This is a genomic window from Roseibium sp. MMSF_3247 (genome assembly GCF_030733765.1).
Lineage (GTDB): Bacteria > Pseudomonadota > Alphaproteobacteria > Rhizobiales > Stappiaceae > Roseibium.
Genome location: NZ_JASHII010000005.1, coordinates 185,242 through 209,771 on the forward strand (window position 1 = coordinate 185,242; position 24,530 = coordinate 209,771).

Sequence of the window (24,530 nt, forward strand, 5' to 3'; positions counted from 1 at the left end):
AGTGTTCCTTTCACGATTTGACCTTGGCAAGATCAATGGTGATCGCTTGCCAGGCATCGGTGCAGCAGCTGCGTTGATAAAACCGTAAGTATGTCTTGGAGCCAATGATCCGCATAGCCTCGCGGATGGCATCCATCGCCTTGAGCCAGCGCGGATCATCGATATCGAGGCGCAACAACTTTAGGATGGCTGTGCGATTGATCTTGCCTTCCTTGTCCGTATCAAAGGCCCCAGTCACAACAGCCCGGATTTCCGGCCTGCCATCTGAGGACCATTCGATCAGGCATTCATCGACGAGACCCTTTGCGGTCTGCAGCTGGGGGCCATAGTCGACGAAGTCGGACACCTGCACGGTCACCTTCAGGCAGCCGTCAAAGCTTGTGTAGGTCCGGTTGCCCTTCTTGCCGCCACGGCTAAGACCGTACTCTTGTTCAAGCAGGGCATCGAACTCTCCAAGATCGGTAAAGCTGTGACCGCGAAAGCGGGCGATCTGATCAGAAAGGGCTGCTGCATGGCCCGCAATCTTGCGCACGACCTCGTCTTCCAGCTTGTCGGCCGGTTTGACGAGGTCAAGCGGGACCAGGCTGCCCTTGGCATCGCTCATGTAGTCTTTACCGGAGACGGTGATGACACTGGGATGTGTGGGGTCAGATGGATGGTCTACGGGTTCCATGGGACTTTTCCTTTGACTGGGCTTTATCAAGAGCGGAGCGGCCCGGCAGTGGGTCACCCATCAGGCTTGCAGTGAGCTCTGAGGACGTTGGTTGTCTTTCGCGCACAGCAACTGGACTGACAGTGAATTTGCGCGGCAGCCAAGTCTTGGTCTGGGGCAGGTCAACCGGAAGGTTCTGGCGATCATCCTGGCGGTCGAGCAACTTGCACAGCCAGCTTTCGGTGAGGTACAGGCACCGAGCCTTGAAAACAACGCTGCGCACATCTTCTTCTTCTCGGTTCAGCTGGCAGGCGATCTTGTCATAATCATCACCAAGGGCCCTAAAACCGAGAACAAGCGCCAGGTCTCGTTTGCTCCAGCCGCTCATGACGGCTCTCCGTCCTGGCGGCGCGGCCCCTTTTGCGATGATTTGAAATCCGGCCGGATGACTTTGCCATCGCTTTCGAGGATCAACTGACCCAAGACATCCTGGCTTGCCCCTTCCAGAACGGATCTGTGCCGATCGACGGATGCGTTCAGCCTGTGAATGGCAAGTTCGGCTTCCAGGTTCTTGGCGAGCCGGAACAGGATCGCAAACGACCTGGCCAAAACCAGCATTTGACGGGCGGGCAGCGGAGTGCCGGACTTGCCAGCCTCCAGAAAATCCTCATGGAAAGCGTTGAGGCTGTCGCTGAGCTCGGTAGAGACGGCCCTCATGTGACATCCTCCACGTCGCGATTTTTCCAGGCAGCCTGAATATGATCGACTTTCAGATCCTCGCCGCTCCCAAGGGCAATCATGGTGGCAAGTTTCATTGTCTTGTCGATCTGGCGCATGGCGCCACCCTTCATGCCAATGCCGATCAACAGCTTGACGCAATCCGGATCGGTAACATTCCAGCCCTTGATGAAGGTGCGCAGGTCAGAAACCCGAGGTTTTTCCCGCTTGAGCCGTTTGCCAAGACGGCTTTTCAGCTGGGCATAGGACGGCCCATCATTCTTCTTGGTAAAACGGCCGTAGACCTCGTTGTTGCCGACCAGAGCAACGCCGCATTTATGGACATCGACAAAGTGCCGAAGCTGATTGATGGCATCGTCCACCAGGTTCTGGGCTTCATCGACAATCAACAGTGAACCATTGCCGATGCGTTGCAGTTTACGGCCGATCGCGCGGGTCAGCTTGGCCGGATTGTGTTCCATCACGTCCAGTTCGGCCGCAAGTTCCACCAGCATGCCGTGAACGGTCTTGGTCTGCGGTGAAACCGTTGCGAGATAGGCGTGCGGCCGTGTGGCGCAATAGTGGCGGCAGGCTTCGGTTTTGCCGGTTCCTGCCCCTTGTGTGATCATCACCAAGTCTGAGGTCATTTGCGCCCAGGAAAGCGTTTCGATGATTTCCTGCGACATTTGCATTTTTATGAAGCCTGGCGAGGCCGGTATCAGCGAACAGATGTCGGCCTGTTCTTCGATGGCATCCAGCCATTTGGAGACCAGTGAATTCTGGTTTTCCAGCCGGCCGGAATATTTTCCTGAATACCAGACGGAGAATGTGCCGCCTGGCATGCCGACACGGCGGGCAACTTCGCCCATCGACCAGCCATTTGCCCGGGCGACCTCAATGATCCGGTCGACAAGGCCCCACCAGATATCAATGTCATGCTGAGTTCTGTTCGGCCCGGTTTGCGGACCGGTAACCGGACGCTCCCAGGAGGTTTTTCGGAAAGGTGTTGCTCCAGCGTGCGGGTGTTCACCGGAGACTGCAGTTTGAGCGGTCATATATTGGTCCCTTAACGTGTCTGGCAGCATGGCCAGCTATGGTGTGCGGGAACCGTACTGAGGACGTTTCGGTTCGATCTCTTCGTCTAGGCCTGTGTCTGTGTCCGGGTCGATGGAGCTGGTTTGGCGCACCAGCTGAAGGGCTTTGGAAAAACTGTACTCCAAAGCCTCAGAATTCAGATCTTCAGCGGGTGGTTTTGCGTGCGCAGCGGGCCGGATCTTTGTGTCCGGTACCAATCTTGGAATTTTGGGATGTTTGGGCGCCTGTTGGTCTGTTGAGGCCTCTGGCTGTTGCCCCTTGGCATAGATATCAGCAAGCTGGTTTGCACTGAGTGCGGCATGCGCCCGCCGCTCCTGATTGACCGCCTTGGTCCAGGCATTACGTGACCGCTCATGGGCGCGGGCGGCCTCAACATCATGAAAGCCGGTATCGGCCACGCAGTCCGCCTCGCAGATCAGGGAGTTATCCAAATCATAGATCTTGAGCGGCTTGGTAAGATGGTCTGGATCAAAGCGGATGATGACCTTTTTCCCTGCGTAGGCCGTGAGCGCCGGGTGCCAGAAGCGGTTGCCATAAAGGTGGATTTCTCCATTGCCCTTGCGCGCCTTGAAGGCTTCGGACGCAAGCAGCCACAAGGATCGCTGTGCACTGGTTGGCCAGCGCACAATGGTTGCCGGATCGGCCAGGCTGGTTTCAAAGGTTTCCTCAAACGACCGGCCGGCGCAGGTGGCGGCCTTGCGGCCCGTCCTGAGATTGTGCTCCTGGATCTGCCGGTCCACGTGTATTCTCAGATCTTCGAAGGGCACGGCACGGCTGGCGTAATTGTCTGGTTTTGCATCCGGGCTGTTGCCCGTATAGGCGCCGGCGCAGAAAGGATGGCGGGCGATATCGTCGGTGAGATCACGGAACGCCCGCTCGATCGGCTTGGACTGGCCGGAAAACGGCTTTGTCCAGGAAAGGTCTATGCCGAGGGCGACCAGAAGCCCGCGCGGATCTTCATCGCGCACCTTGAAGCGGTAGCGGGTCGGGGCGCCGCCGGTAATCCATTTGGAGGCAAAGGCACGGCCATTATCGAGGGTAATCTTGTCCGGAATGCCATAGCGTTCGACCATGTCGCCGATGGTGAGGCGCACGACCTCCCGGTTTTCGCTTTCAGAAAGACGCCAGGCAACGAACTTGCTGGAATAAAGATCCTGAAGGGCGATAAGACAGGGCCGGATGATGTCGCCATTCGGCATGCGGGCAAAGACGTCCAGCGTGTGGCCATCCATGTTGACCGCTTCCATGGCGTGGAGGTGATGACGGGTGCGCCGCTGCGCTGGATAAAGCGCCTTGGCCTTGTCCCGGCCTTCCCGGGCGAGGACCTGAACGGCGCGGGGGACTTCTGCATCCAGGCGGCGGCGGAAGGCGCGCTCAGAAGGGATCTTGCCCCAGCCGTGCTCCTTGGCGGCAGACACAACACGGCGATAGCAGGCAGACAAAGACGGTTGTTCGGGTCTCAGATAATCTGACTTGAAGGTTTCCCAGGCCTCTTCATGGTACTCGGCGCGCTCAGCAATGCGATTGATGCTGCATGAAGTTTTGGGCGCGAGGGCCGCCAGCCAGTCTTCGCGGGGATGTCCCTGGATCTGTCCATACCAGGTATAAAGGGTAGCAATTGCAATTCCGGCCCGTTTGGCCGCCATTCGCATGGCGGCTGTCTGCGTCAGCCCAGCGTATTTGAGGTCTTCAACCTCTTGAAGCGCGTTTAAACGCGCTTTACAGCGGTTTTTATTCTGCGCAGGTAAGGCTTCATATCGTTTCCAGAGATCTTTCCGCCGCCGCTTTACGTTTTTGTCGGTGTCTTCGGAAATCTCTTGAGAGAGGATGCTCAAGCGAAGCTGGGCAGCTCTTGGCAAAAGGGCGAGGTGATATTCCCGACCGCCGCCGCGGCCCTGCCGTTTGCGGGAATAAAGCGGATTTTCCTGCCAGCCGTCCATTCTTGCCAGTGCCTCCAGACCTTGACGGGTCTGCGGCAGGTCCGGAAGACGGGCTGCAGCAAGCTCTGACAGGGAAAACCAGCTGGTCACTTGTCATGCCCCGCTGTTCTTTTGATGACGACCGGAACGGAGCGCAGTGTTTTGAGCTGTTTGGCGAGATCCCGTTGCTCCTGTTGGAGACGGGCAATCTCGGCAAGACGGGCTTCGTCGCCCTCAAGGATCAAAAGCCCTTCTTCGGAAACCACGAGATCCCAAAGCCAGGTGGCGCCGGTGGCCCGGACAAAGGCCTTGAAACGAACCAAAGAGATGTCGTGGGTTGTTTTGCTCTCGGCCGTATAGGCATCAAGGGAGGCCTTCGAGAGATTGGGCATACCCAGATACTGTGCCATGCGTGCGGCTATGACGGGCCGGTCATGAGGGCATTCGCGGATCGCCTGCGCCATAGCGCGTTTGATCTTTGAACGAAAGCGGTCCGGATCCATGCTGGATGAGGGGGCGCGCACCGGAAACAGCGCTTCATGAAAGAGATCAAACTGGTCCGGGTGCGGCTTCATTATTCGGCGGCCTCCATCTGAGATGGCTGGTCCGCGCGCACGATGTAGTCACAAAAGCGCTGCCGGGTTTCTGTCCCCGCCCGCTCCCAGGCAGTGACAAGATCGGAAAAAGCCTTGGCCTCAGGATCCGGCCGTTTGGGTTTGGGGCGGTCATCAATGGCGGCCAGCACCATTTTGAGATCCGGCTCCTGGGAAAATGCGGCGGCGGCCTGTTTTTGTTTGACCGGTTCCAGCCTGGAGAGTTTCAAAAGGGCCGACTGGTTGTCGGCAATCTCAGTGTCTTTGACCACGGATCGCAGATCCGCATGGAGATTGAGTGCAATCTGGCTGAGCCGTTTGATGGTCTTGGGATGAAGGCCAAGCCGTTTGGCCGTGTGGTCCGAGAACCCATGGCTTTCCGAAGGGACAACTTGTCCCTTCGGGTTACGAGCTGAAATCTTCTGGATTTTGCCGTGCCGCTCTTCCCAGAGTTCGCGGTATTTGAGCACGGCAACAGCCCGGTCAATGACCGAGAGCTCGTTGCGGTGAAGGTTTTCAGCGATCTCAAGGAGCTGGGCATCGGCCAGATCGGCCTTGAGGATAAAACAGTCGATGGTTTCAAGGGCCAGAAGTTCGGTGGCGCGCAGCCGGTGCAATCCGGCAATCAGCGTATAGCTGCCAGCTTTGGCACGCGGTGTAGCGCGGACTGTGATTGGGCTCATCAGGCCGTATTCGGCGATCGACCCGGATATCACCCGGGCAAGATCCTCATTCAGATCCCGGAGACGGTTGGAGACCGAAATTTTGGAAAGGGGCAGGGACTTGAACTCGGCCATCACGCCACCCCGCGAATATCTGGGGAGGGCAGGGCACGTTCAATCTGGAAATGATAGCGGGCGTAAGCAGCCTCGGCGATCTGGCCGTAGTGGGCTGCAAAGACCGGACATTCGAGACGCTCGTTGACTGTTTGGATCGCCCGATTGACCGCCTCGCGGGACCGCTCTTGCGAGGATACGACCCGTCGTTTGGGAAAATTGAACTCGGTGATCATCAGATGCAGGACGACTTGACGGGCAAGGGCTGCATCAAACCAGTCGTGTGGCGGATCAATCACCGCATCGACGCTCAAATGGGGAAAGCCGTCACGGGTCGCAGACACGCATGCGAAATAGACCGAGTTCAGAAAGTCCTGGCTGTTGTGGAGGTTCATTGCGAAACACTCCTGGCAGGCAAGTGGGCGCGCCCGCTTGTGGCGGGGGGGCAGCAGGCGCGCCGATCCTCAAGCCTCGTCTGAGACGAAGTACAAGACCGAGCCTTGAGAAGATGGGTCTCTTTCCGGTGCGCATTCATGACGGGACACCAGAAAACTGGCTGCAACTGGCCATGACCGCGAAAAGAAGACTGAAAGCCAACACAACAAAAAGAAGCGCCGTCTCATGACGTGCCGCCGGTATCTTTACGTGTTGCCGGAACGGGTTTTCCGGTCTGCCGGCATTGTCACAGTTATTGTCTAATTCGACAGGCGGTTTTGCCGTTGCGTGCAAGTCGCTGCCGGGCCAGACTTTCTGGAGAAGTTTACAGATCGCATGGGACGCAGCGGCAACAAGGGTTTGGTGTAGCCGGGCCATCTCACGCAGCCTTTGTGGAAGCTGTGCTTGAACCGGCTTTCTGGCTGGCAGACTCGGCTTCGTATTTGGTAGACAGAATACGGGATGTTCGAATGGGGTAGCGTTCCGGGAAGAGATCTTCGACCGGAATGCCAAGAAACTTTGCGAGTGCAGCTTCTGCCTTGCGATGTGTCCTGGCCCAGACACCCCGGAACGACTTGGGATTTATGCCCTCCCGTGTTGCAAGAGCCGTCAGGGTCATGCCCTGGCGATGCAATTCGGCTTTGATGGCGTGTTTATCCCATAGTTTTCCGGTCATCGGATGTCTCCGGCGGTACCGGCTTGTTGCAGCAAGCCGGTTTATGTCGAGGGTGAAAACGCAATCGCGGGGTGCATATGCGGCCCGCATAAACCAGAGATAGTGCAAGATCGGGACTTTGTAAATCCCTTTTTTGGACAATGGAGTGTTTGTGGCGCGTCCGGAGCATACCAAAACCGAATTAGGCCAGCGTTTGCGGGCCTTTAGAAAGGCTTTGGGAAATCCATCACGTGAAGAGTTTTCAAGAAAATTGAAACTGAGCTTCAAATCCTTGGGCAATTATGAGCGCGGTGACAGCGTGCCAGATGCCAATGTTCTTCTTGCCTATCGGCAGACTTTTAACATGAACGTTGATTGGCTGATTACCGGGGCTGGCAACATGTTTCTGGATGGAGGCCCGCCTTCAACCGACAATTTCTCAATAGAGAAACAAGACCCGGCCGTTCAGTCCGACATCTTCAAGGAAACCAGCAAACTGGTGCAGGATACCCATAGGGAAAAGGGCGTCACACTTCCACCTGATGCTCAGCTGTCAGAGACCGTATCCCGCTACAATGAACTGATCGCGGCTGCCAAAAATCAATCGGACGAAAAAGAACTCAGAGCGCTCTTTCCCTGGCTACAGTTGCGAATTTCGCAGGATCTGGATGAAGCGAAGGAAATCCCGGGCTCTGGCAAACGTCCGGCTTGATGGTTGTAAAGCTTCGTAACTTTTAGCATTTTTGTTATTGATAGTAAATTTACTGGTTGTGGGGAAGGGCGCTATGGTGGAGTTGCCCTTTCGTCCGTACACGGCCCCGAGCAGACATTCGCCCGAGCCGATACAAATGTCCGTTCTCCGGCAAAACGTGCTTACTGAATGCTGGCCCTGAACTGCTGTAGGGCTCCGTCTCATTGAAAGCCCCTGGTCGATTGTTCACTGCATTGAAGTCTAATCCCGAATGCAAACGTTGATTGACCGACGCAGCGAACTCATCGGATGGGCGGCAAAGGACATTTTTTCGCCCCGATCAGATGAAGTCTTTTCAGCTTGAACGGCTGAATATGTGCCATGGGTTTTGGGACGGCTCCAAGCGCGGTGCGGAGACAAATGCTTGGCGGGCTTTGTTGGCGTGCAAGGGTGCCTCGCTGGAAACTCCTCGCGTCGCGGCCGAGATGCGGCAGTTTTAAAGACCTGATCTCTTGTTTTTTTCGAACGCCCGTTTATATCGCAGATGATGACCGGACGAGTGCACCAGCTCAGCAGACTTGTAGCAACGCTGTTTTTGGCGTTGGCTATTGCTGTGGTCGCTGGTATCCCGATGCAGCACCAAATCGCAGATGCCTCTGAACCCTCCGTGTCAAGCGCGGGGATGCCGTGTGAAGCGATGGGGCATCACGGTGCGACCTCCGGCGCAAACGATCACGCCCAGCATGAGCCTTCTGACATTGACCGGTGCTGCGGCGGAGCACTGTGCGGCGGGTACACGCTTGCCGGCGGCGTTGCCGGGCTGACTACGGCAGTGTCTTCGACAGATTTTGCCCAGTCTCCGCCCGACTCGCTTCGAGTTGCAGACACGTCTCTCCCAAAACGACCCCCACGCTTCCTCTGAAGACACCATCTTGCGGAATTTCCGCAAGCGCTTGTTGTTGATCAGGCCTTCGGCACCCTGCCGGCGGCAACTCAGAGGTTATCATGCGTGGACGCTATGCCGCGCTCAGCATCCTGGCCCTTGCTGCAGGCACGGCCGGTGGGGTGTTTCTTGAGCGACTTTATCTAAATCCCGCCGGCGATCTTGCGTCCGGCGAAGACGACATCCTCTATTGGGTTGCCCCAATGGATCCGAACTTCCGCCAGCCGGGCCCTGGCAAATCCCCCATGGGCATGGACCTCATCCCCGTTTATGCGGGTCAGGAACCGTCCGGCGACCCTGCCGAAGTCCAGCTGTCAGCCACCGAAATCAATGCGATCGGTGTGCGAACAGCTCTAGCGCGGGTTGGCGAGATCTCGCAGAAAATCGAAACGGTGGGGTTTGTCGGATATGACGAACACCTCACCAGCCATGTCCACACGCGGGTTGATGGCTGGATCGAAACCCTGAACGTGCGTGCCGTCGGCGACCAGGTGAAAAAGGGCGAGATTCTCTTCGAACTGTTCTCTCCGGAGTTCGGCGTTGCGAGTTTTGACTTTCTTCGATCTTTGGAAAACGGCAACGGCCTATCCTTGGAGGCCGCCCGCAACAAGTTGCGCAGTCACGGAGCTTCGGAGCTCCAAATTGCCGAAATCGAACGAACCGGTGAGGTTGCGCGCAGTATTCAAGTTGTTGCGCCACGAGATGGCGTGGTGATTGCGCTGAACGCCGCAGACGGCATGTTCCTGCAACCTGGAACCCAGGCGATGTCGATCACCGATCTGACCGAGGTTTGGCTAATTGTCGATGTCTTTGAACGTGACATTGCCCGGCTTTCAAAAGACATGCGGGCCATTGCCCGCTTCGAGCATCTGCCCGGCCAAACCTTCGAAGGTGCTATCGACTACATCTACCCGGAACTGGATGCGAAAACGCGGACACTGCCCGTTCGCCTTCGGTTCGACAATTCCGACGGCCAGCTGCGCCCCAACATGTTCGGCAATGTCACGCTGATCCCGCAGGAAACACGGACAGCGGTAACCGTTCCGACAGAAGCCGTGATCCGGACCGGGGCTGCTGAACGCGTCATCATAAAGGTGGCGGAAGGGACCTTCAAACCACGTTTAATCACGACGGGCTTGCGCGACGATTTTGGAGACGGAGGACGCACAGAAATCGTTCAGGGGCTGGCACCCGGAGAGGAAGTGGTGGCCTCCGCTCAGTTCCTGATCGACAGCGAAAGCGCGCTCAGCGCCGGTTTGATGCGCATGGCCCCAACAGATGAGGCCCCGGCCCGCGGAACGGGTGAGCTGATCGCGCTCAATCGTGCGACCCGCATGGCCACCATTCGCCACGACGCATTGGAAAGCCTCGATTGGCCGGCGATGACCTCCACCTTTCCCGTTCAAGCCGGCATGTCTCTTGATCGGTTAACCGACGGGCAGACGGTCGCGTTCCGGGCGGTCCGGGGCGCGGACGGCCTTCTCGGGCTCACGCAGTTGGGCAGCGATGACGGGATCGCGGCAACCGGCACAGGGACGGTTCTAGCGGTAACACCGGACGGCAAACTGACCCTCGATCACGGACCGATCCCGGAGCTTGGATGGCCTGCGATGAAAATGGATCTCGAGGTTGCTGATCTGGATCCCTCGACGGTTCCCCTGGATGTGCCGGTCGAATTTGACCTCTCCAAGGATGACGGCGGGATGTTTTCTGTGGTCGCTGTTCGTGAAGCCGGGGGTGCCAAGATATCCGGGACGGACGATGAGGCGGAAACGGAGACCTCCGACGCCGCCCCCCCGATTGTCGTTTCTGGCAAGATCGACGCCATCGATCCGGACGCGGGAAAGGCCACCATCACCCATGGCCCCATTGCGGAAATAGGAATGCCGGGCATGACCATGGCCTTCGATATGGATCCGGCGCTTGATCTGGAAACGTTGCCGCTTGGGACCGAGACAACCCTGACCTTTGACCGGCCGGACGGCATGACCATGGTCCTTGCAAAAGCGGATCCGGTCTCCCCGCCCATGGAAGTGCGCGGCACCATCAACGCGGTCGACACGGACGCCGGGACAGCCAACATCACGCACGGCCCGATGACGGACATAGGCATGCCGGGCATGACGATGGATTTCACGCTCGATCCGGCGCTTTCGCCAACCGATCTGCCGTTGAGCCGCGAGGTCACTCTGCTGTTGCGGCGCAATCCGGACTTCTCCATGACGTTGATTGGAACGCGTTTTGAGGAGGCCATGTAATGATTGCCGCCATCATTCGCGCCTCCATCGCGAACCGGATTATCATGCTGGCGGTTGCCGCCATGATTGCCGTCGCGGGGGTCTGGGCCGTTCGCGAAACGCCCGTTGATGCCATCCCGGACTTGTCTGATGTCCAGGTGATCGTCCGCACACCTTATCCGGGCCAGGCTCCGCAGGTGGTCGAGGACCAGATAACCTTTCCGCTGGCAACCGCGATGCTTGCAGTCCCCGGAGCCAGCGATGTGCGCGGGTTTTCCTTTTTCGGCGACAGTTATGTCTACATCGTGTTTGAAGATGGGACTGATCTGTACTGGGCCAGAACCCGGGTCCTGGAATATCTCGGCCAAATCACCGCGAGCTTGCCGGAAGGCGTCTCACCGCAGCTCGGACCCGATGCGACCGGTGTCGGATGGATCTACCAGTATGCGTTGATTGATCGAACTGGAAATCATGACCTGTCGCAGCTCAGGGCGCTTCAGGACTGGTTCCTGAAATACGAGTTACAAACCGTCGACGGTGTGTCGGAGGTCGCCACCATTGGGGGCATGGTCAAGCAGTACCAGGTCGTGGTCGATCCGAACAAGCTCAGGGCCTATGACATCACCCTTGCCCAGATCCGCGGCGCGATCCAGGCGGCCAACCGGGAGACCGGTGGCAGCGTCATCGAGATGGGTGAAGCGGAGTTCATGGTCCGCTCCACAGGCTATGTCGATGAATTGCAGGATCTCGCGAAAGCGCCCTTGATGGTCAACGACCGGGGCGCCGCCCTGACGCTCGGCGATGTTGCCGAAATTCGTCTCGGTCCGGAAATGCGCCGGGGTGTCGGCGAACTGGACGGTGAAGGCGATGCGGTCGGCGGGGTCGTCATTCTGCGCTGGGGCGGCAATGCACTGGCGACGATCAAGGCGGTCGAGGCGCGGATCGGCGAGCTGCGCGGCAGCCTGCCGGAGGGCGTTGAGATCGTGACAACCTATGACCGGTCCGGCGTGATCGAACGGGCGATCGACAACCTTCAGAAAAAACTGACGGAGGAGTTCATCGTCGTCGTTCTGGTCTGTGCCGCCTTTTTGCTGCATCTGAGGTCGTCACTGGTCATTCTTGTCTCCCTCCCGCTCGGCATCGCCGCGGCCTTCATCATCATGAAACTGCAAGGTGTGAATGCGAACATCATGTCGCTTGGTGGCATCGCGATTGCTATCGGGGCGATGGTGGATGCGGCCATCGTCATGATCGAGGCGATGCACCGGCGACTTGAAAACGAGAAACTGACCAATGAAAACCGCTGGCGGATCGTTGGCGAATGCGCTTCGGAAGTTGGGCCAGCCCTTTTCTTTTCCCTCGCCATCATCACGGTTAGTTTTCTGCCGGTTTTCGTTCTGGAAAGCCAGGAAGGACGGCTGTTCAAGCCGCTGGCGTTTACAAAAACCTACGCCATGGCGGCCGCGGCGATCTTGTCGATCACCCTCGTTCCCGTTTTGATGGGGTATTTTGTACGCGGCCGGATTCTTCCCGAAAGCAGGAACCCTTTGAACCGGATCGTGATCTGGTTGTACCGGCCGTTTCTGGATGCGGCCGTCGCCTGGCCCTGGGCGACAACCTTTCTTGCAGCGGCTCTTGTGGCTTCGATGTGGTGGCCCTTGCAGCGGATCGGCACCGAGTTCATGCCGGAACTCAACGAAGGCGATTTCCTCTACATGCCGACGCTCTATCCCGGCGTGTCCATCGGCAAAGCCCGGGAAGTCCTTCAGCAGTCGGATCGTTTGATCGCGACGGTGCCGGAGGTTCTGACCGTCCACGGCAAACTGGGCCGCGCGGAGACCGCGACAGATCCAGCCCCACTGACCATGATCGAGACGACCATCCAGTTGAAACCGCAATCCGAGTGGCGGCCCGGCATGACGATGGACGGGATTCGCACCGAGCTGGACAAGGCGGTTCAGATCCCCGGTGTGACCAATGTCTGGATCCAGCCGATCAAGAACCGGATCGACATGCTGGCCACCGGTATCAAGACCCCTGTTGGGGTCAAAATCACGGGCGCGGACCTCAAGGTCATCGAGCAGATCGGCATTGAAATCGAAACGGCCGTTGCAGGCATCCAAGGAACCGCCTCCGCTTATGCGGAACGCCCGGTTGGGGGGCGGTTTATCGAGATTGATGTCAACCGCGATGCGGCTGCCCGCTTCATGATGAGCGTGCGCGACATTCAGGACGTGGTGCAGACCGCGATTGGCGGCATGCAGGTGTCCGAATCCGTTGAAGGGATGGAACGGTTTCCGATCAACCTGCGCTACCCCCAGGACTGGCGCAACAGTCCGGAACGTTTGAGAGACCTGCCCGTGGTCACGCCGTCGGGCGCGCATATCCCGCTGGGTGCGCTTGCCGAAATCCGCGTGGTGGACGGCCCCGGCATGATCCGCTCGGAAAACGCCCGCAGGACCGGCTTCGTGTTCATCGATATCGCTGGACGGGACCTCGGCGGCTATGTCGCCGAGGCCCGACAGGTGGTGGCCAACAATGTGCAACTGCCGCCCGGCTATTCCATCGCCTGGTCCGGCCAGTATGAATACATCCAGCGCATGCAGGAGCGTCTCAAACTGGTGGCTCCGGCCACTCTCCTTATCATCACCTTGATGTTGTTCATGGCGTTCAACCGGGTGATCGAGGTCGGGATCATTCTCGCGGCTCTCCCCGTCGCACTGGCAGGCGGCGTCTGGTTCCTCTGGCACCTCGACTTCGACATGTCGGTCGCAGTCATCGTTGGTTTCATCGCTCTTGCCGGTGTCGCCGTGGAAACGGCAATCGTCATGCTGCTCTATCTCAACCTTGCCTGGGACAAGCGCAAGACGGTGGTAAAAGCGGAAGGCCGGACGATGACGACGCAGGATGTCGAGGATGTCGTCTTTGAGGGCGCGCTTTTGCGGGTCCGGCCAAAGGTCATGACTGTGGCAACGATCTTCGCCGGCCTCATCCCGATCATGTATGGCGATGGGACGGGCTCGGAGATCATGCAGCGGATCGCGGCCCCCATGGTGGGGGGGATGGCAACCGCCACGCTCCTCACACTCTTCGTCATTCCCGCAATTTTCGTGATCTGGAAGCGTCTCGCTCTCGGCCGCGTCAATCGTGAGCTTGCGGCAAGCGCACCGGAAACCGGCACACCCGTGCCGGCAGAATAACTCTTCGATCACATGTCAAAGCAGAGAAAGGAAACTCCATGAACCTGATCAAAACTCTCACACTCGCCGGCTTTTTGGCGGTCAGCACCGCACCGGTGGCCTTTGCCGATTCCAAACATGGTGCAAATCACTCGGGTATGGATCACTCCAATATGCCCATGAACGCCGAGCAGATGGAAGGCGCCGTACACACCCAGGCGGTCGTCAACTCAATTGGGGACGGGACCGCGAACGTGACGCACGACCCGATCCCGGAAATTGGTTGGCCGGCCATGACCATGGATCTGCCGCTTATGGAAAGCGCCCAGATGATGGGCGATGTCGCCGCCGGAGACAGCGTCACCTTGATGCTGGTGAAAGGCGATGACGGTCTTTATGCGATCGGCGCAATGATGCCGAACTGATCATCTTGCAAAAAACACTGCAGCCCGGATTGTACCGCCGGGCTGCGGCGTATTGCTTGCCGAATTGGACCGCACAAAAGAAAAAGTCTCATCCAAATGACATCGTTCCCCATCACCGCCTCCACGGCGTTAGCCGGTCTGCTGTTGACGCTTACACCCGCGCAAGCCGTGGCCGATACCCCGCAAGCCACTTTCGAAATGGATCATGCAAGTCTGGAATCTGCGGGCGCGCAGATTGTTGGCGCTTTCCATCTTGAGGGCGTGATCAATGCCCTGTCCGAAGGTGTCGTAAATGTCAGCCATGAAGCCAATGACCGGATTGGTTGGCCGGCCATGACCATGGACCTTCCTCTCGCGCCCTATGCCGAGGGTGTGACCGGGCTCCGGGTCGGGGCATCCGTCACCCTCATGCTGACATTGGGCGAGACCGGAAGGTACCGGATTGCGGCCATCGTGCCCGGAAGCTCTGAACAACCGTCCGTTGCCAAAAGGGTCGGACCATTGGGGATCGGAAAATCCCCCTGTTAACCGCACAAAATCGATGAATGAGACGAGGAAACGACATGATGACCAAGTTTAAACGTCTGGCGCTGGCAGCAGCCTTTGCGACCGCAGTTGCCACATCGGCCCTTGCGCACTCCTCCAAGGAGACGACAAGCCCCGCCGATGGATCTACCGTTGCGCAGTCGCCGAATGCCATCGTGATGACCTTTGATGCGCCGATGCGCATCACGCTGATCCAGGTGACCGGCAAGGACGGCACTGACTATCCAGTCACCCGCACTGACAACATGGCACCATCGAAAACCGTTCAGGCCTTTCCAGCCGCTCTCCCCAATGGGTCCTACACCGTAAATTGGCGGGGTCTGGCCGAAGACGGGCATGCAATGGATGGATCCTTCACGTTTTCGGTCGGGAACTGACGGATCATGCTTGCAGCATTGGCGGCGATAGACGCCCAGATCCTGACCTCAATCGCCATCAAGAGCCTGGCATCGGCGGCAACGCTGCTGGCGGCCGGAAGCGTCCTCGTATCTGCCGTGCTGAGGTCTTTGACCGAAGATGACCGGAGATACCTTGCGCGCGTCGCAGCCTTGATGGCTCTGATTGCCGCGGTGGCGACAGTGTTGCGGATCCCGCTCCGCGCCAGTTTCCTTATGGGCGGCACGCTGGACGGTGCGTTTGATCCCATGATGCTTGGGCTGATCGCAGACAGTCCCCTCGGTGGCAGCGTGCTCGTGCGGCTCTTTGGTCTTGCTTTGATCCTTGGCATCTTCTTCAAGTCCCGATTCGGTCTTGCAGTCGCTCTTTGTGGAGCCCTGGTTGCTTGCCTGTCTTTTGCCTTTCGGGGCCATACGCTGGAGGAACCGCGTCTTCTGCTCGGCGGACTGATCACCCTTCACATGATTTGCCTGGCATTTTGGCTTGGCGTGTTTGGGCCATTGCTCCGCTCGGCGAACAGAAACGCCTCGGAGACGACCGGCGCGCTTGCGGAAGAGTTTGGCAAGAAGGCTCTGTGGAGTGTGGGGCTGCTCGTAATCGCGGGCGGAACACTGCTGGGGCTGTTTGGGGTCACGACACCGCAGGCTTTTGCAGCCCCTTATGGCCAGTTGTTTTTGCTAAAGCTCGCCTTGTTCGCCGCGGTGATTGCGTTTGCAGCATTGAACAAGTTGCGCCTCACGCCCGCGCTGCTGGCCGGTGATCCGCAGGCTCAGCCTCGATTGAAAACATCCATCCGCCTGGAGGTAGTGTTCGTGATCTCAATCTTCTTGGTGACAGCGACCGTCACCACGATCACCTCCCCGACCTAGACCGCACGCCGAATTGAGAAGTATTGCCTATGGCAGACGAGATGGGAACAGCACAGGTGAGCCGCATCTGTAACGATATGCGAAGGCATGAGACCGCCAATGACCCAGGATGGAAAATTGCAATCCTCACTGGGGCCGTTCTGCTCGGCCTGGGCGACCTGGTGGGGTCGATGCTCGTCGATGCACTCGGACCGGCTTTGCTCCACTGGGCAGAACTCGTTGTCCTGACACCCATTGCCGTTTGGATCATTTGGCGGGCTTTCTTCGGCCACTGGCCCAAAGGGATTTGGCCCGCCCGGATCTTTAGGTATGGGATCGGACTGGCCGCTTTGGGCACCTATGTCTTTACTCTGATGACAGCGATCGGGCCGGGTCTTTTTCCGGAGGCCCTGAGCGGACCGCACGGCCCGCCCCTATATTTCGAGGCAACCGGTGTGCTGATCATCCTGGCACTGACGCTGAGTGTCTGGTCCAGGTGGACCCAGTCGCTGCCGGCATTCGGTGGCTCTTCAACAACCTTGTCTTGCATACCACCGGAGTGCAGATCCGTTTCAGAACAGCCGGCTCTCCAGAAAACTGCGGCCAATGCTCCAAACATGTCGCCCAACAGCCCGGCAACAGCTCGCACCGCGGGGGATGTTCACGAGGCGAACTGGCCCACCGCAAAAAACCGATCCATTCGGACATCTGCTTTTTCTGAGATGGCCCTGGAAACCATCGCGATCCTGTCCGGCCTCGCCATCTTGGCGGCCGTGTTTCTTGCGGGACTCATCTTTTTGATTGATTTGCCCTGGTGGGTGCGGCTGGCCTTTTGACCCGAAATCTCTAACCCGCCGCGTTTGCAAAACCGGATGAAAAACCGTCAGATTACGCGATCAACTGGCAGGGAGAAATATGATGACAATCGACAGACGGGCTCTGCTAAAAGGCGCGGTCTCTCTTTGCGTTGCCACACCAAGCTTGGCAAACGCGACCGGCGCCCCCGCAATCCATGTGCTCAAGGCGCGCGGCTGCGGCTGCTGCAACGCCTGGATTGATATCATGCGATCGGAGGGGTTTTCCGTCACGGCCGAGGACATTCCGCCGGGCCTTCTGGCAAGGGAAAAGGTCACGCGCGGAATTCCAACCCAACTTGCGAGCTGTCACACCGCGCTCATCGATGGGTATGTTGTTGAAGGCCACGTACCGGCCCGCGACGTACGGCGCCTGATAGCGGACCGCCCGGATGCTGTCGGCCTGTCTGTCCCTGGAATGCCCTACGGTTCGCCGGGAATGGGACCGGAGACAGAACGGGAAGCCTACGACGTCCTTTTGGTTTTGCGGAATGGATCGTTTGAGGTCTTCTCGTCCTATCCGGCCGCTGAGTGAGACAGGTTTGAGACGATGAGCCGAAACACTATCGTTTGAGGATGCCAGGCCCCAACACCGTCATTTTGTCCTAAGTAAATCGTTGAAAGACGGGTCGAGCTGTCATCAGTGGAGAGCCCTGTTTTCCACACGGTATTCGAATGGCGTGAGCTAGGTATTGAACACGACAGCGATAAGCTGAATGCCACGCCAGAGGCAACTGCCTTACACGAAGCTAAAAAGCCTGGGCGGGCAGGGGGGCTAACGGTACTCGGGGACGGTTGAAGATCAAGAGCGGTTTACAAGGGTGGCCAGAGTTCCAGAACGGGGTTAGTTAGGTGCCAAGGAAGGCAATCGGGCTCTCGCTTTTGGATTTGGAAAACCGGCAGTCTCGCAGAGATTGGCAGAGAGCGCTTTGAGCCCTTTGCTGCCATTAGTTCAACCTGCAACGAATTTCCGCTTTCCGCCCAAAGTTTCGTAGATGCCATTACTCGTTTCAGATAACGGGCTTGCATGTTTGGGCCGTTAGAGGCGAAGGGGTATGACGTAGCCAAACTCCCGGAATTCTATACTTTCGGCGTTCGGTGGTAGGCGGCATTTGCGCAATGCCAACTTCGTTTTGTCTGGTCCGGCTTTGGACTGGATCAATAGTTCCTGTAGGCCGCCAATAATTGCCGTTTTAATCCAATTTGAAGTTCGGGGCGTTTCATCCCACAAGTTGGCGATTGGAACGTTGAAACACAGATACCGGTGTCAAATGAACGCGGTTATTGCTGTTGATAGAAATCTCATATGAGATTGAAACTGAACATCTTTTCACCAAATTCCGCCTTGCCCCGGTATTTTCCGTCAATTCCAGTTCATGGTGTCAAACCACACAGACTGTCAGGCCTGATCGCAAAGCGCTGGAACCGTCTTGAATTTCGCTTCCAAGAAATCGGTAAATGCCCGAACCCGCGCAGACGGCAGGCGGGAAGGTGGGCGCACGGCAAATACTTTCCAGTACGGAGAGACAGTGTGGTGTTCCAAAACCGGTATCAATGACCCATCGGTGAGTTGGCCGGCGATTTCCCAAGCGCATTTTCTAGCTACTCCGAGACCTGAACAGGCGGCCTCGGTGATGGCTTCGGCGCTGGTACTCGAAAAGTTACCGTTGATCTTCACATCATGAAGCGCGCCGTCGGTGCTTGCGAGCGACCAAGTTCTCATGTCTTCCCGCGCCAGGCAGTTGTGGTGCTTCAGATCTGCAAGGGTCATCGGAACGCCGTGTCGTTGAAGATACTTTGGCGAAGCAACAAGGAGCCTGGGGCTCTCGGCCAACTTGCGTGCCTTCAGTGTTGATGGAGCCAGCTCGCCGATACGTATTGCCATATCGAACCCTTGTTCGACGATATCTATCACCGAGTCACTCATCGCAAGTTGGAGAGTAACGCCGGGATGGTGTTCAAGAAATTCTGTTACATGAGGCGCTATATGCAAGCGTCCGAAAGATGCAGAACACGCAACTCGAAGGTCTCCCTTGATGTCCTGCGCATCCGGCTGGATGTCGGCGAGGGCTTCCTCAACGTTGCCGAGAATACGCTTTGCGTGTGCGAGAAATATCTCACCGTCCGTAGAAAGAGAAACCGCGCGGGTGGTTCGGTGAAGAAGCTGCGTTCCAACTGTTGTCTCAAGAGCCTGCAAACGCTGTGTAGCAGCCGTCGCTGACAAACCGAATTCTGCACCCGCCTTCCCGATTGCACCCAGCGCGGCGACCCGAACGAACAATTCGAGCGACTTGAGGTCGATGGACATTATTCTGTTTATCCAAATAGTAATTTTGATTTCCAGCTGATTATTAATTGAAAGTGGAGCTTAACTAAAGAGGCAGACGAAGAAATGCGGCCCGCGCCGCTTCAAATCTCAGGGTTCAAAAGATGCGTTACTCCTCCCAGGCAATTGCCACTGTCTTCGCTGCTACACTAACCGCCACTTCAGTTTCTGCTCAGGATCAGACGTCTGCTGGAGGGGTGCAGGTGGTTCCAAGTTCGACTGTTGAGTTCCAGCCCCTCAACCCGGCGCGTGGAGACGCCAGTCCGCAAGCAGGTGTCTTGTGGGGTGACATTCGCGAAGACGTACCGACCGGCACCATCATCCGGTTCAAACCCGGCTTCAGTTCGCCGCCGCACATCCACAACATCACATACCGGGCTGTTGTGATCAGCGGAGCAGTACACAATGACGATCCGTCCGCAGAACTCATGTGGATGGGGCCAGGCTCGTTCTGGACGCAACCCGCTGGCGCGTCTCATATCACGGCAGCGCGCGAAGATGCGGGGTTGTCCAGCGCTTTCCTGGAAATCCAGGAAGGTCCGTATCTGGTTCAACCCAAGGACAGAGCGTTTGCCAATGGAGAGTTCCCGGTGAACGTGGAGGCCGACAATATCGTTTGGATCGATGCCGGGGACGTGTCGTGGGTCGATGCGCCTGGGGCGTCGGCAGGAGAAAACGGACCGCAAATGGCCTTTCTCTGGGGGAACCCAAGTGAGGGTCAGAAAAATGGGACGTTTCTCAGACTGCCATCAGGTTTTAAGGGAGCGATTGCCGGCGGAGACAGCCGGTTGAGGGCTGTTGTCATTCAGGGCACTGTTACCCATCAAACAACTGCGGCAGAAGATGCCACGCCTCTCGATCCAGGGAGCTTTTTCGGTTCGCAGTCGGCGACGGCGCATATGGTGACATGTGCTGGATCGGAGGCGTGCATTTTTTACATGAGCGTTGATGGCAAATACGAGGTCTCCAGCTCTGGATCTGAAGAGCCGTTTCAATAATCAACTCATGCAAGACATAGCAGCAAACGGCTGTGTCTTGCCCACTTTCCTTTACTAGAGCAGCGGGGCGCCGAAGGGATGGATTGATGCGTTTTTTCCAACCAGCTGCCAAGCCGCAGGTTTCGAAATCTGTTGCTGACGCCATCGCACGGGAAGAGGCGTCCGGCCTGTCTTATGTCTTCTGGGGACGGAACCTGGTTCTGGTTCTTTTGGCCATTTGGGTGTCGCTCACGCTCCCTTTCGAGCGATCATCACTTTATCTCAGCGCTATCCTTGCCTTCGCTGCCTTGGGGATCGTTCCATACGCCCTGCGGCATCGCACCGGTGCCAATACCGGACCCGTTTTGGCTTTCATTGTTCTTGATGCGGCAGCACTGAGTTTTGTTCTGATTGTGCCAACGCCTTTCGATTTTGAAGGCTGGACGCAGCAAATGAACTTGAGAACACCTGCCTTTCTCTATCTTGGCGTGTTCGTTGTCAGCATGGCTTTGAGCTACAAGCCAACGCTCGTCATTTGGACAGGACTCGCTGCTGCCGCGTTTTGGTCTCTCGGATATCTGTGGGTCGCAACACAGCCAAACGCCATACCGTTTACATCCGGTGATGTTCTTGACGAAGGTATGGGACCTGAGATTGCGCTGGCCAAGATCCTTGATCCCAATGCGGTTGGCCTTGCGCGCTTATCCAATCAGGTTGTGTTTCTTGTGCTGATTTCCGTGATTCTGACGATCGTGGTGGTCCGCTCGCGTGCCCTCGTTCGTCGGCAGGTCGCCGCAGAAGCTCAGCGTGCGATGTTGTCACGCTACTTTTCTCCGAACATCGTTCGTGAATTCTCCGAGGGCCGCTGGGAACCGGACGAGCCGGGCAACCGACCGGTTGCCGTGCTCTTTGCGGATATGGTCGACTTTACGTCGATCTCAGAAAAGCTGCCGCCACAAGAATTGATCGCTTTGTTGCGCGCCTTTCATGGGCGTCTGGCGAAGGTTGCCTTCGAACAAGACGGAACAATAGACAAGTTCATCGGCGATGCGGTGATGGTTCACTTTGGAACTCCACGTACCCGCCCGAACGATGCTGAAAGGGCGCTCAGATGTGCTGCGCGAATGGCTGAAGTGATCGGCGAATGGAACGCTGAAAGGGAACGAGAGGGCGCGCCACCAATAGGTGTTGGGATTGGTGTCCACTACGGCAAAGCAGTTGTCGGCAACATTGGCGATGAACACAAGCTGGAGTACACGGTTCTCGGCGACACGGTGAATGTCGCCAGCCGCTTGGAAAAGCTGACCCGGGACATCGGAGCCCAGGTTGCCGTCAGCAACGAGTTGATAGAAGCAGTGAAGCGAGGAGGTGCCGACCCCAGTGTTGTTGCGCCTGACCTTTTGCAAGCCGGAGTGCATGACGTTCGGGGTCGTCGTGAGCCAATTGAAATCTGGTCACTCAGCTGTGTCTAGGCCCGAAAGAAAATCCTCTGCCAGGTCAACCCAGAACGCTGCGCCGAGGGGGAGGGCGTCGTCGTTGAAGTCGTACTTCGGATGATGGAGCGGCGGGTCGTTATCTGTTTTGGCCGTCCCAAGCAGAAAGAAACATCCGGGTTTCTCTTCAAGAAAATAGGCGAAATCCTCGCTGCCCATGATGGGGTCCGGCATGGTTTTCACCTTGTCGCTGCCGGCAAAGCGCCGGGCAATCGACCGCACATAGTCGGTCTCTTTCCTCGGGTTCACCATAGGCGGATAACCGCGCTCATAGTCAACGGCCACTTTGAGGCCGTAGCTTGCCGCCTGGCCTTCCGCGACTTGTCTTATGCGGGTCTCCAGGTCATCCCGGACATCCGGATCAAAAGCGCGGACGGTCAGGCTCATCTCGGCGCGCTCTGGGATCACGTTGCTGGCAATGCCGCTGTTGAAGGCTCCAACCGTGATCACGGCCTGCCGCATGGGATGGATGTTGCGCGCCACAATGCTTTGCAGGGCCATGATGATCGACGCGCCGCAGACAATCGGATCCGGGGTTGATTGCGGTTCCGCGCCATGGCCGCCTTTGCCGATCACCGTGATCCTGCATTCATCTGCTGCCGCCATCATCGGGCCGTCGATGAAATGAAACTCCCCAAACGGCAGGTCGGGGTCATTGTGGAGGCCAAATACGGCGTCGCAGGGAAACCGCTCAAACAGGCCATCCTCGATCATCAGTTTTGCGCCGCCAAAATTCTCCTCGGCTGGCTGGAAAATGAGATGCACCGTGCCGTCGAACTGTTTGCGCTCTGCCAGCCGTTTGGCCGCGCCCAGCAGCATCGCCGTGTGACCGTCATGGCCGCAAGCGTGCATCACACCCGAGTGGGTGCTGGCATAGTCTGCGCCGGTCTCTTCCTTGATCGGCAGGGCGTCAAAGTCGGCCCGGATGCCGATGCTGCGGCTGGAGGTGCCATTTCGAAGGGTTGCGACGACACCGGTTTTGCCCAGACCCCGTGTCACCTCATAGCCCATCGCGGTGAGTTCGCCGGCGACGTAGTCCGAGGTCTTGAATTCCGACAGACCAATTTCCGGGATGGAATGCAGATGACGCCGTGTTGCGACCAGGTCCGCATCGAAATTGGTGGTCTGTTTGGTCATTTTCAAAAGTGCTTTCAAAAATTGGCCAGATGCTTAGGCGCCCCGGCTTGGAATGCGGCTTTCAAGATAGCGGAACAGCAATACCAGAATTCCGGTCAGGCACATATAGATGAGGGCCAGCAGCAGCAAAGGCTCGTAGACCAGGAAGGTGTCCTGGCGCACCCGTGTGATCACCGCGTAAGCATCGACTACGGTGATTGTCGCGACAAGAGGGGTCGATTTGAGCTGCAGTACGGTTTCGCCGCTCAAGGTCGGCAAGGCGCGATAGAAGGCGCGCGGCAGCCAGATCCGGCGGAACATCGTAAAGCGGCCCATGCCGAAGGCGCGGGCGGCTTCCAGCTCGCCGCGCGGCACGCCGGCAAAGGCCCCGCGCATGACTTCGCCTTCATAGGCCGCGAACGATAGCATCAAGGCTGTGAAGCCATAGGGCCAGGCGTCCCGCAAATACGGCCAGAACATGGACTGGCGGATTTCCGGATATTGCGCAAAGACGGACCCAAGGCCGTAGTAGAGCAACCAGAGTTGCAGGAGCAGTGGCGTGCCGCGGATTAATGTGCAGAACCCGCGGGCAAGCGCTGCAAGTGGCCACGGGCCGGTGACCTGAACAAGGCCGATCGGCAAGGCCAGCAGAAACCCGACGGCAGCGGTTGAGAACAGGAGGAACAGTGTCTCGCCAATGCCGTAGAGCAGCCGTGTCTGGTATTTTGGCAGCCAGTCCCAGCGCATGAAGTAAATGGCGCAAAAGACGATCACTCCAAAGACGGCGATCAGGAAGATCCGGTGCGGCTCCAACAAACGGCGTGGGGGCGGCGGCACATAAGCGGGCATGGTGACTTTGGTATCGCTCATCTCACACCGGCCCCGCTATGCCGCGGCGGGCACGTTTTTCGATAATGGCGATGACGCGGTTCGAAACCAGCGTCAGTGTCAGGTACATGAGACCGGCTGCGCAGAAAAACAGCATATAGGCCTTGGTGCTGCCCGCGGCCTGGCGGGTGACCAGCGTCAGTTCGCTGAACCCAACGACGGCCAGCAAGGCGGTGTCCTTGGTGGCGATCAGCCAGAGATTGGAAAGCCCCGGAATTGCGTAGGGCAGCATGGCGGGGAGGGTGATGCGCCGCAGCGTTTTCAACGGTGACATGCCATAGGCGCGCGCGGCTTCGATTTGCCCCGGCGGCACAGCCTTGATGGCACCCCGCAAGACTTCCGTTTGGTAGGCGCCTTGAACAACACCAATCACGAAAATCCCGGCGGCAAGACCGCTGATGTCGACACGTGGCAGGCCGACAAGGCCGAGGAGTGCGTTCACCGCATCTGTGCCGGCGTAGTAGAGCAGCAGGATGAGAACCAGTTCCGGCACCGCCCGGATCACTGTGGTGTAGACTTCAAGAAGATCCCGGAGGATCGGGCCGCCATAGAGTTTGCCAAAGGCGCCTGCAATCCCGATCATGAGACCGAGCGTGAACCCGCCGACAGCGAGTTGCAAAGAGGCGGCAAAGCCTTCCAGAAGCACGCCGCCCCAGCCGGGCGGAGAAAGAGCGAGAAGGTTCAGATTGAGAAATCCGGCATCAACGGCCATAGGCGGCAGGCAACCTTTTCAAAAGGAGAGGGCCGCCGGCGCAAGTGCGCGCCGGCG

At 57.8% G+C, this 24,530-nt stretch carries 25 protein-coding genes; 12 read left to right on the forward strand and 13 right to left on the reverse strand.

Annotated features, from left to right (window positions below):
• Positions 1-10 precede the first annotated feature (10 nt).
• The 9 genes from RBB44_RS17590 to RBB44_RS17630 form a co-directional block, all read right to left on the reverse strand.
• Positions 11-673: a DUF3164 family protein gene (locus tag RBB44_RS17590; RefSeq protein WP_306148929.1), complete on the reverse strand. Its 663-nt coding sequence runs from the start codon at positions 671-673 to the stop codon at positions 11-13.
• A complete protein-coding gene (locus RBB44_RS17595) occupies positions 648-1,040 on the reverse strand; it encodes a hypothetical protein (protein WP_306148930.1) in 393 nt (130 codons plus the stop codon). The genes RBB44_RS17590 and RBB44_RS17595 overlap by 26 nt, the downstream gene beginning before the upstream one ends.
• Positions 1,037-1,369: a hypothetical protein gene (locus RBB44_RS17600; RefSeq protein ID WP_306148931.1), complete on the reverse strand. Its 333-nt coding sequence runs from the start codon at positions 1,367-1,369 to the stop codon at positions 1,037-1,039. Before RBB44_RS17600 ends, RBB44_RS17595 begins: the two co-directional genes overlap by 4 nt.
• On the reverse strand, positions 1,366-2,424 hold the full coding sequence (locus RBB44_RS17605; RefSeq protein ID WP_306148932.1) for an AAA family ATPase: 1,059 nt from the start codon (positions 2,422-2,424) through the stop codon (positions 1,366-1,368). The genes RBB44_RS17600 and RBB44_RS17605 overlap by 4 nt, the downstream gene beginning before the upstream one ends.
• Before the next feature lie 36 nt (positions 2,425-2,460).
• On the reverse strand, positions 2,461-4,494 hold the full coding sequence (locus tag RBB44_RS17610) for a transposase domain-containing protein (RefSeq protein ID WP_306148933.1): 2,034 nt from the start codon (positions 4,492-4,494) through the stop codon (positions 2,461-2,463).
• On the reverse strand, positions 4,491-4,958 hold the full coding sequence (locus RBB44_RS17615) for a hypothetical protein (protein WP_306148934.1): 468 nt from the start codon (positions 4,956-4,958) through the stop codon (positions 4,491-4,493). Before RBB44_RS17615 ends, RBB44_RS17610 begins: the two co-directional genes overlap by 4 nt.
• Positions 4,958-5,773, reverse strand: a complete 816-nt coding sequence (locus tag RBB44_RS17620; protein ID WP_306148935.1) for a ParB N-terminal domain-containing protein — start codon at positions 5,771-5,773, stop codon at positions 4,958-4,960. Before RBB44_RS17620 ends, RBB44_RS17615 begins: the two co-directional genes overlap by 1 nt.
• Positions 5,773-6,147: a hypothetical protein gene (locus RBB44_RS17625; RefSeq protein ID WP_306148936.1), complete on the reverse strand. Its 375-nt coding sequence runs from the start codon at positions 6,145-6,147 to the stop codon at positions 5,773-5,775. The genes RBB44_RS17620 and RBB44_RS17625 overlap by 1 nt, the downstream gene beginning before the upstream one ends.
• Before the next feature lie 419 nt (positions 6,148-6,566).
• Positions 6,567-6,863, reverse strand: a complete 297-nt coding sequence (locus tag RBB44_RS17630) for a helix-turn-helix domain-containing protein (protein WP_306148937.1) — start codon at positions 6,861-6,863, stop codon at positions 6,567-6,569.
• A 151-nt stretch (positions 6,864-7,014) separates the two neighbouring features.
• Between RBB44_RS17630 and RBB44_RS17635 the strand changes: the two genes are divergently transcribed.
• The 10 genes from RBB44_RS17635 (at position 7,015) to RBB44_RS17680 (ending at position 17,496) form a co-directional block, all read left to right on the forward strand.
• On the forward strand, positions 7,015-7,554 hold the full coding sequence (locus RBB44_RS17635; RefSeq protein WP_306149103.1) for a helix-turn-helix domain-containing protein: 540 nt from the start codon (positions 7,015-7,017) through the stop codon (positions 7,552-7,554).
• Between the two features lie 538 nt (positions 7,555-8,092).
• Entirely contained in the window at positions 8,093-8,455 is a 363-nt protein-coding gene (locus RBB44_RS17640; protein WP_306148938.1) for a hypothetical protein, read from the forward strand.
• A gap of 83 nt (positions 8,456-8,538) precedes the next feature.
• A complete protein-coding gene (locus tag RBB44_RS17645; RefSeq protein ID WP_306148939.1) occupies positions 8,539-10,734 on the forward strand; it encodes an efflux RND transporter periplasmic adaptor subunit in 2,196 nt (731 codons plus the stop codon).
• Entirely contained in the window at positions 10,734-13,913 is a 3,180-nt protein-coding gene (locus RBB44_RS17650) for an efflux RND transporter permease subunit (protein WP_306148940.1), read from the forward strand. Before RBB44_RS17645 ends, RBB44_RS17650 begins: the two co-directional genes overlap by 1 nt.
• A 38-nt stretch (positions 13,914-13,951) precedes the next feature.
• Positions 13,952-14,317: a copper-binding protein gene (locus tag RBB44_RS17655; protein WP_306148941.1), complete on the forward strand. Its 366-nt coding sequence runs from the start codon at positions 13,952-13,954 to the stop codon at positions 14,315-14,317.
• Between the two features lie 96 nt (positions 14,318-14,413).
• Positions 14,414-14,845: a copper-binding protein gene (locus RBB44_RS17660; RefSeq protein WP_306148942.1), complete on the forward strand. Its 432-nt coding sequence runs from the start codon at positions 14,414-14,416 to the stop codon at positions 14,843-14,845.
• Between the two features lie 35 nt (positions 14,846-14,880).
• Positions 14,881-15,240 (forward strand): copper resistance CopC family protein, encoded by a 360-nt coding sequence (locus tag RBB44_RS17665; RefSeq protein ID WP_306156135.1) that lies wholly within the window; start codon positions 14,881-14,883, stop codon positions 15,238-15,240.
• Positions 15,241-15,246: 6 nt separating this feature from the next.
• Positions 15,247-16,128: a CopD family protein gene (locus RBB44_RS17670; protein ID WP_306148944.1), complete on the forward strand. Its 882-nt coding sequence runs from the start codon at positions 15,247-15,249 to the stop codon at positions 16,126-16,128.
• A 29-nt stretch (positions 16,129-16,157) separates the two neighbouring features.
• Positions 16,158-16,943: a hypothetical protein gene (locus tag RBB44_RS17675; protein ID WP_306148945.1), complete on the forward strand. Its 786-nt coding sequence runs from the start codon at positions 16,158-16,160 to the stop codon at positions 16,941-16,943.
• 79 nt (positions 16,944-17,022) lie between these two features.
• Entirely contained in the window at positions 17,023-17,496 is a 474-nt protein-coding gene (locus tag RBB44_RS17680; RefSeq protein WP_306148946.1) for a DUF411 domain-containing protein, read from the forward strand.
• An 864-nt stretch (positions 17,497-18,360) separates the two neighbouring features.
• Here RBB44_RS17680 and RBB44_RS17685 read toward each other — a convergent pair.
• On the reverse strand, positions 18,361-19,269 hold the full coding sequence (locus RBB44_RS17685) for a LysR family transcriptional regulator (RefSeq protein ID WP_306148947.1): 909 nt from the start codon (positions 19,267-19,269) through the stop codon (positions 18,361-18,363).
• A 122-nt stretch (positions 19,270-19,391) separates the two neighbouring features.
• On the opposite strand from RBB44_RS17685, the gene RBB44_RS17690 reads away from it, so the two are divergent.
• A complete protein-coding gene (locus RBB44_RS17690; protein ID WP_306148948.1) occupies positions 19,392-20,285 on the forward strand; it encodes a DUF4437 domain-containing protein in 894 nt (297 codons plus the stop codon).
• An 86-nt stretch (positions 20,286-20,371) separates the two neighbouring features.
• Positions 20,372-21,736 (forward strand): adenylate/guanylate cyclase domain-containing protein, encoded by a 1,365-nt coding sequence (locus RBB44_RS17695; protein WP_306148949.1) that lies wholly within the window; start codon positions 20,372-20,374, stop codon positions 21,734-21,736.
• On the opposite strand, the gene RBB44_RS17700 is transcribed toward RBB44_RS17695, so the two are convergent.
• Genes RBB44_RS17700 through RBB44_RS17710 form a run of 3 tightly spaced genes read right to left on the reverse strand, consistent with a single transcriptional unit; the run spans position 21,719 to position 24,473 of the window.
• The gene (locus RBB44_RS17700) at positions 21,719-22,894 is read right to left on the reverse strand and encodes a M20 aminoacylase family protein (RefSeq protein ID WP_306148950.1); all 1,176 of its coding nucleotides are present in this window, start codon (positions 22,892-22,894) and stop codon (positions 21,719-21,721) included. The genes RBB44_RS17695 and RBB44_RS17700 overlap by 18 nt on opposite strands.
• Before the next feature lie 33 nt (positions 22,895-22,927).
• On the reverse strand, positions 22,928-23,743 hold the full coding sequence (locus RBB44_RS17705; RefSeq protein WP_306148951.1) for an ABC transporter permease: 816 nt from the start codon (positions 23,741-23,743) through the stop codon (positions 22,928-22,930).
• 1 nt (position 23,744) lies between these two features.
• Positions 23,745-24,473 carry an ABC transporter permease gene (locus RBB44_RS17710; protein ID WP_209174298.1) on the reverse strand — a complete coding sequence of 243 codons (729 nt, stop codon included), beginning with the start codon at positions 24,471-24,473 and terminating at the stop codon, positions 23,745-23,747.
• Between the last annotated feature and the right edge of the window lie 57 nt (positions 24,474-24,530).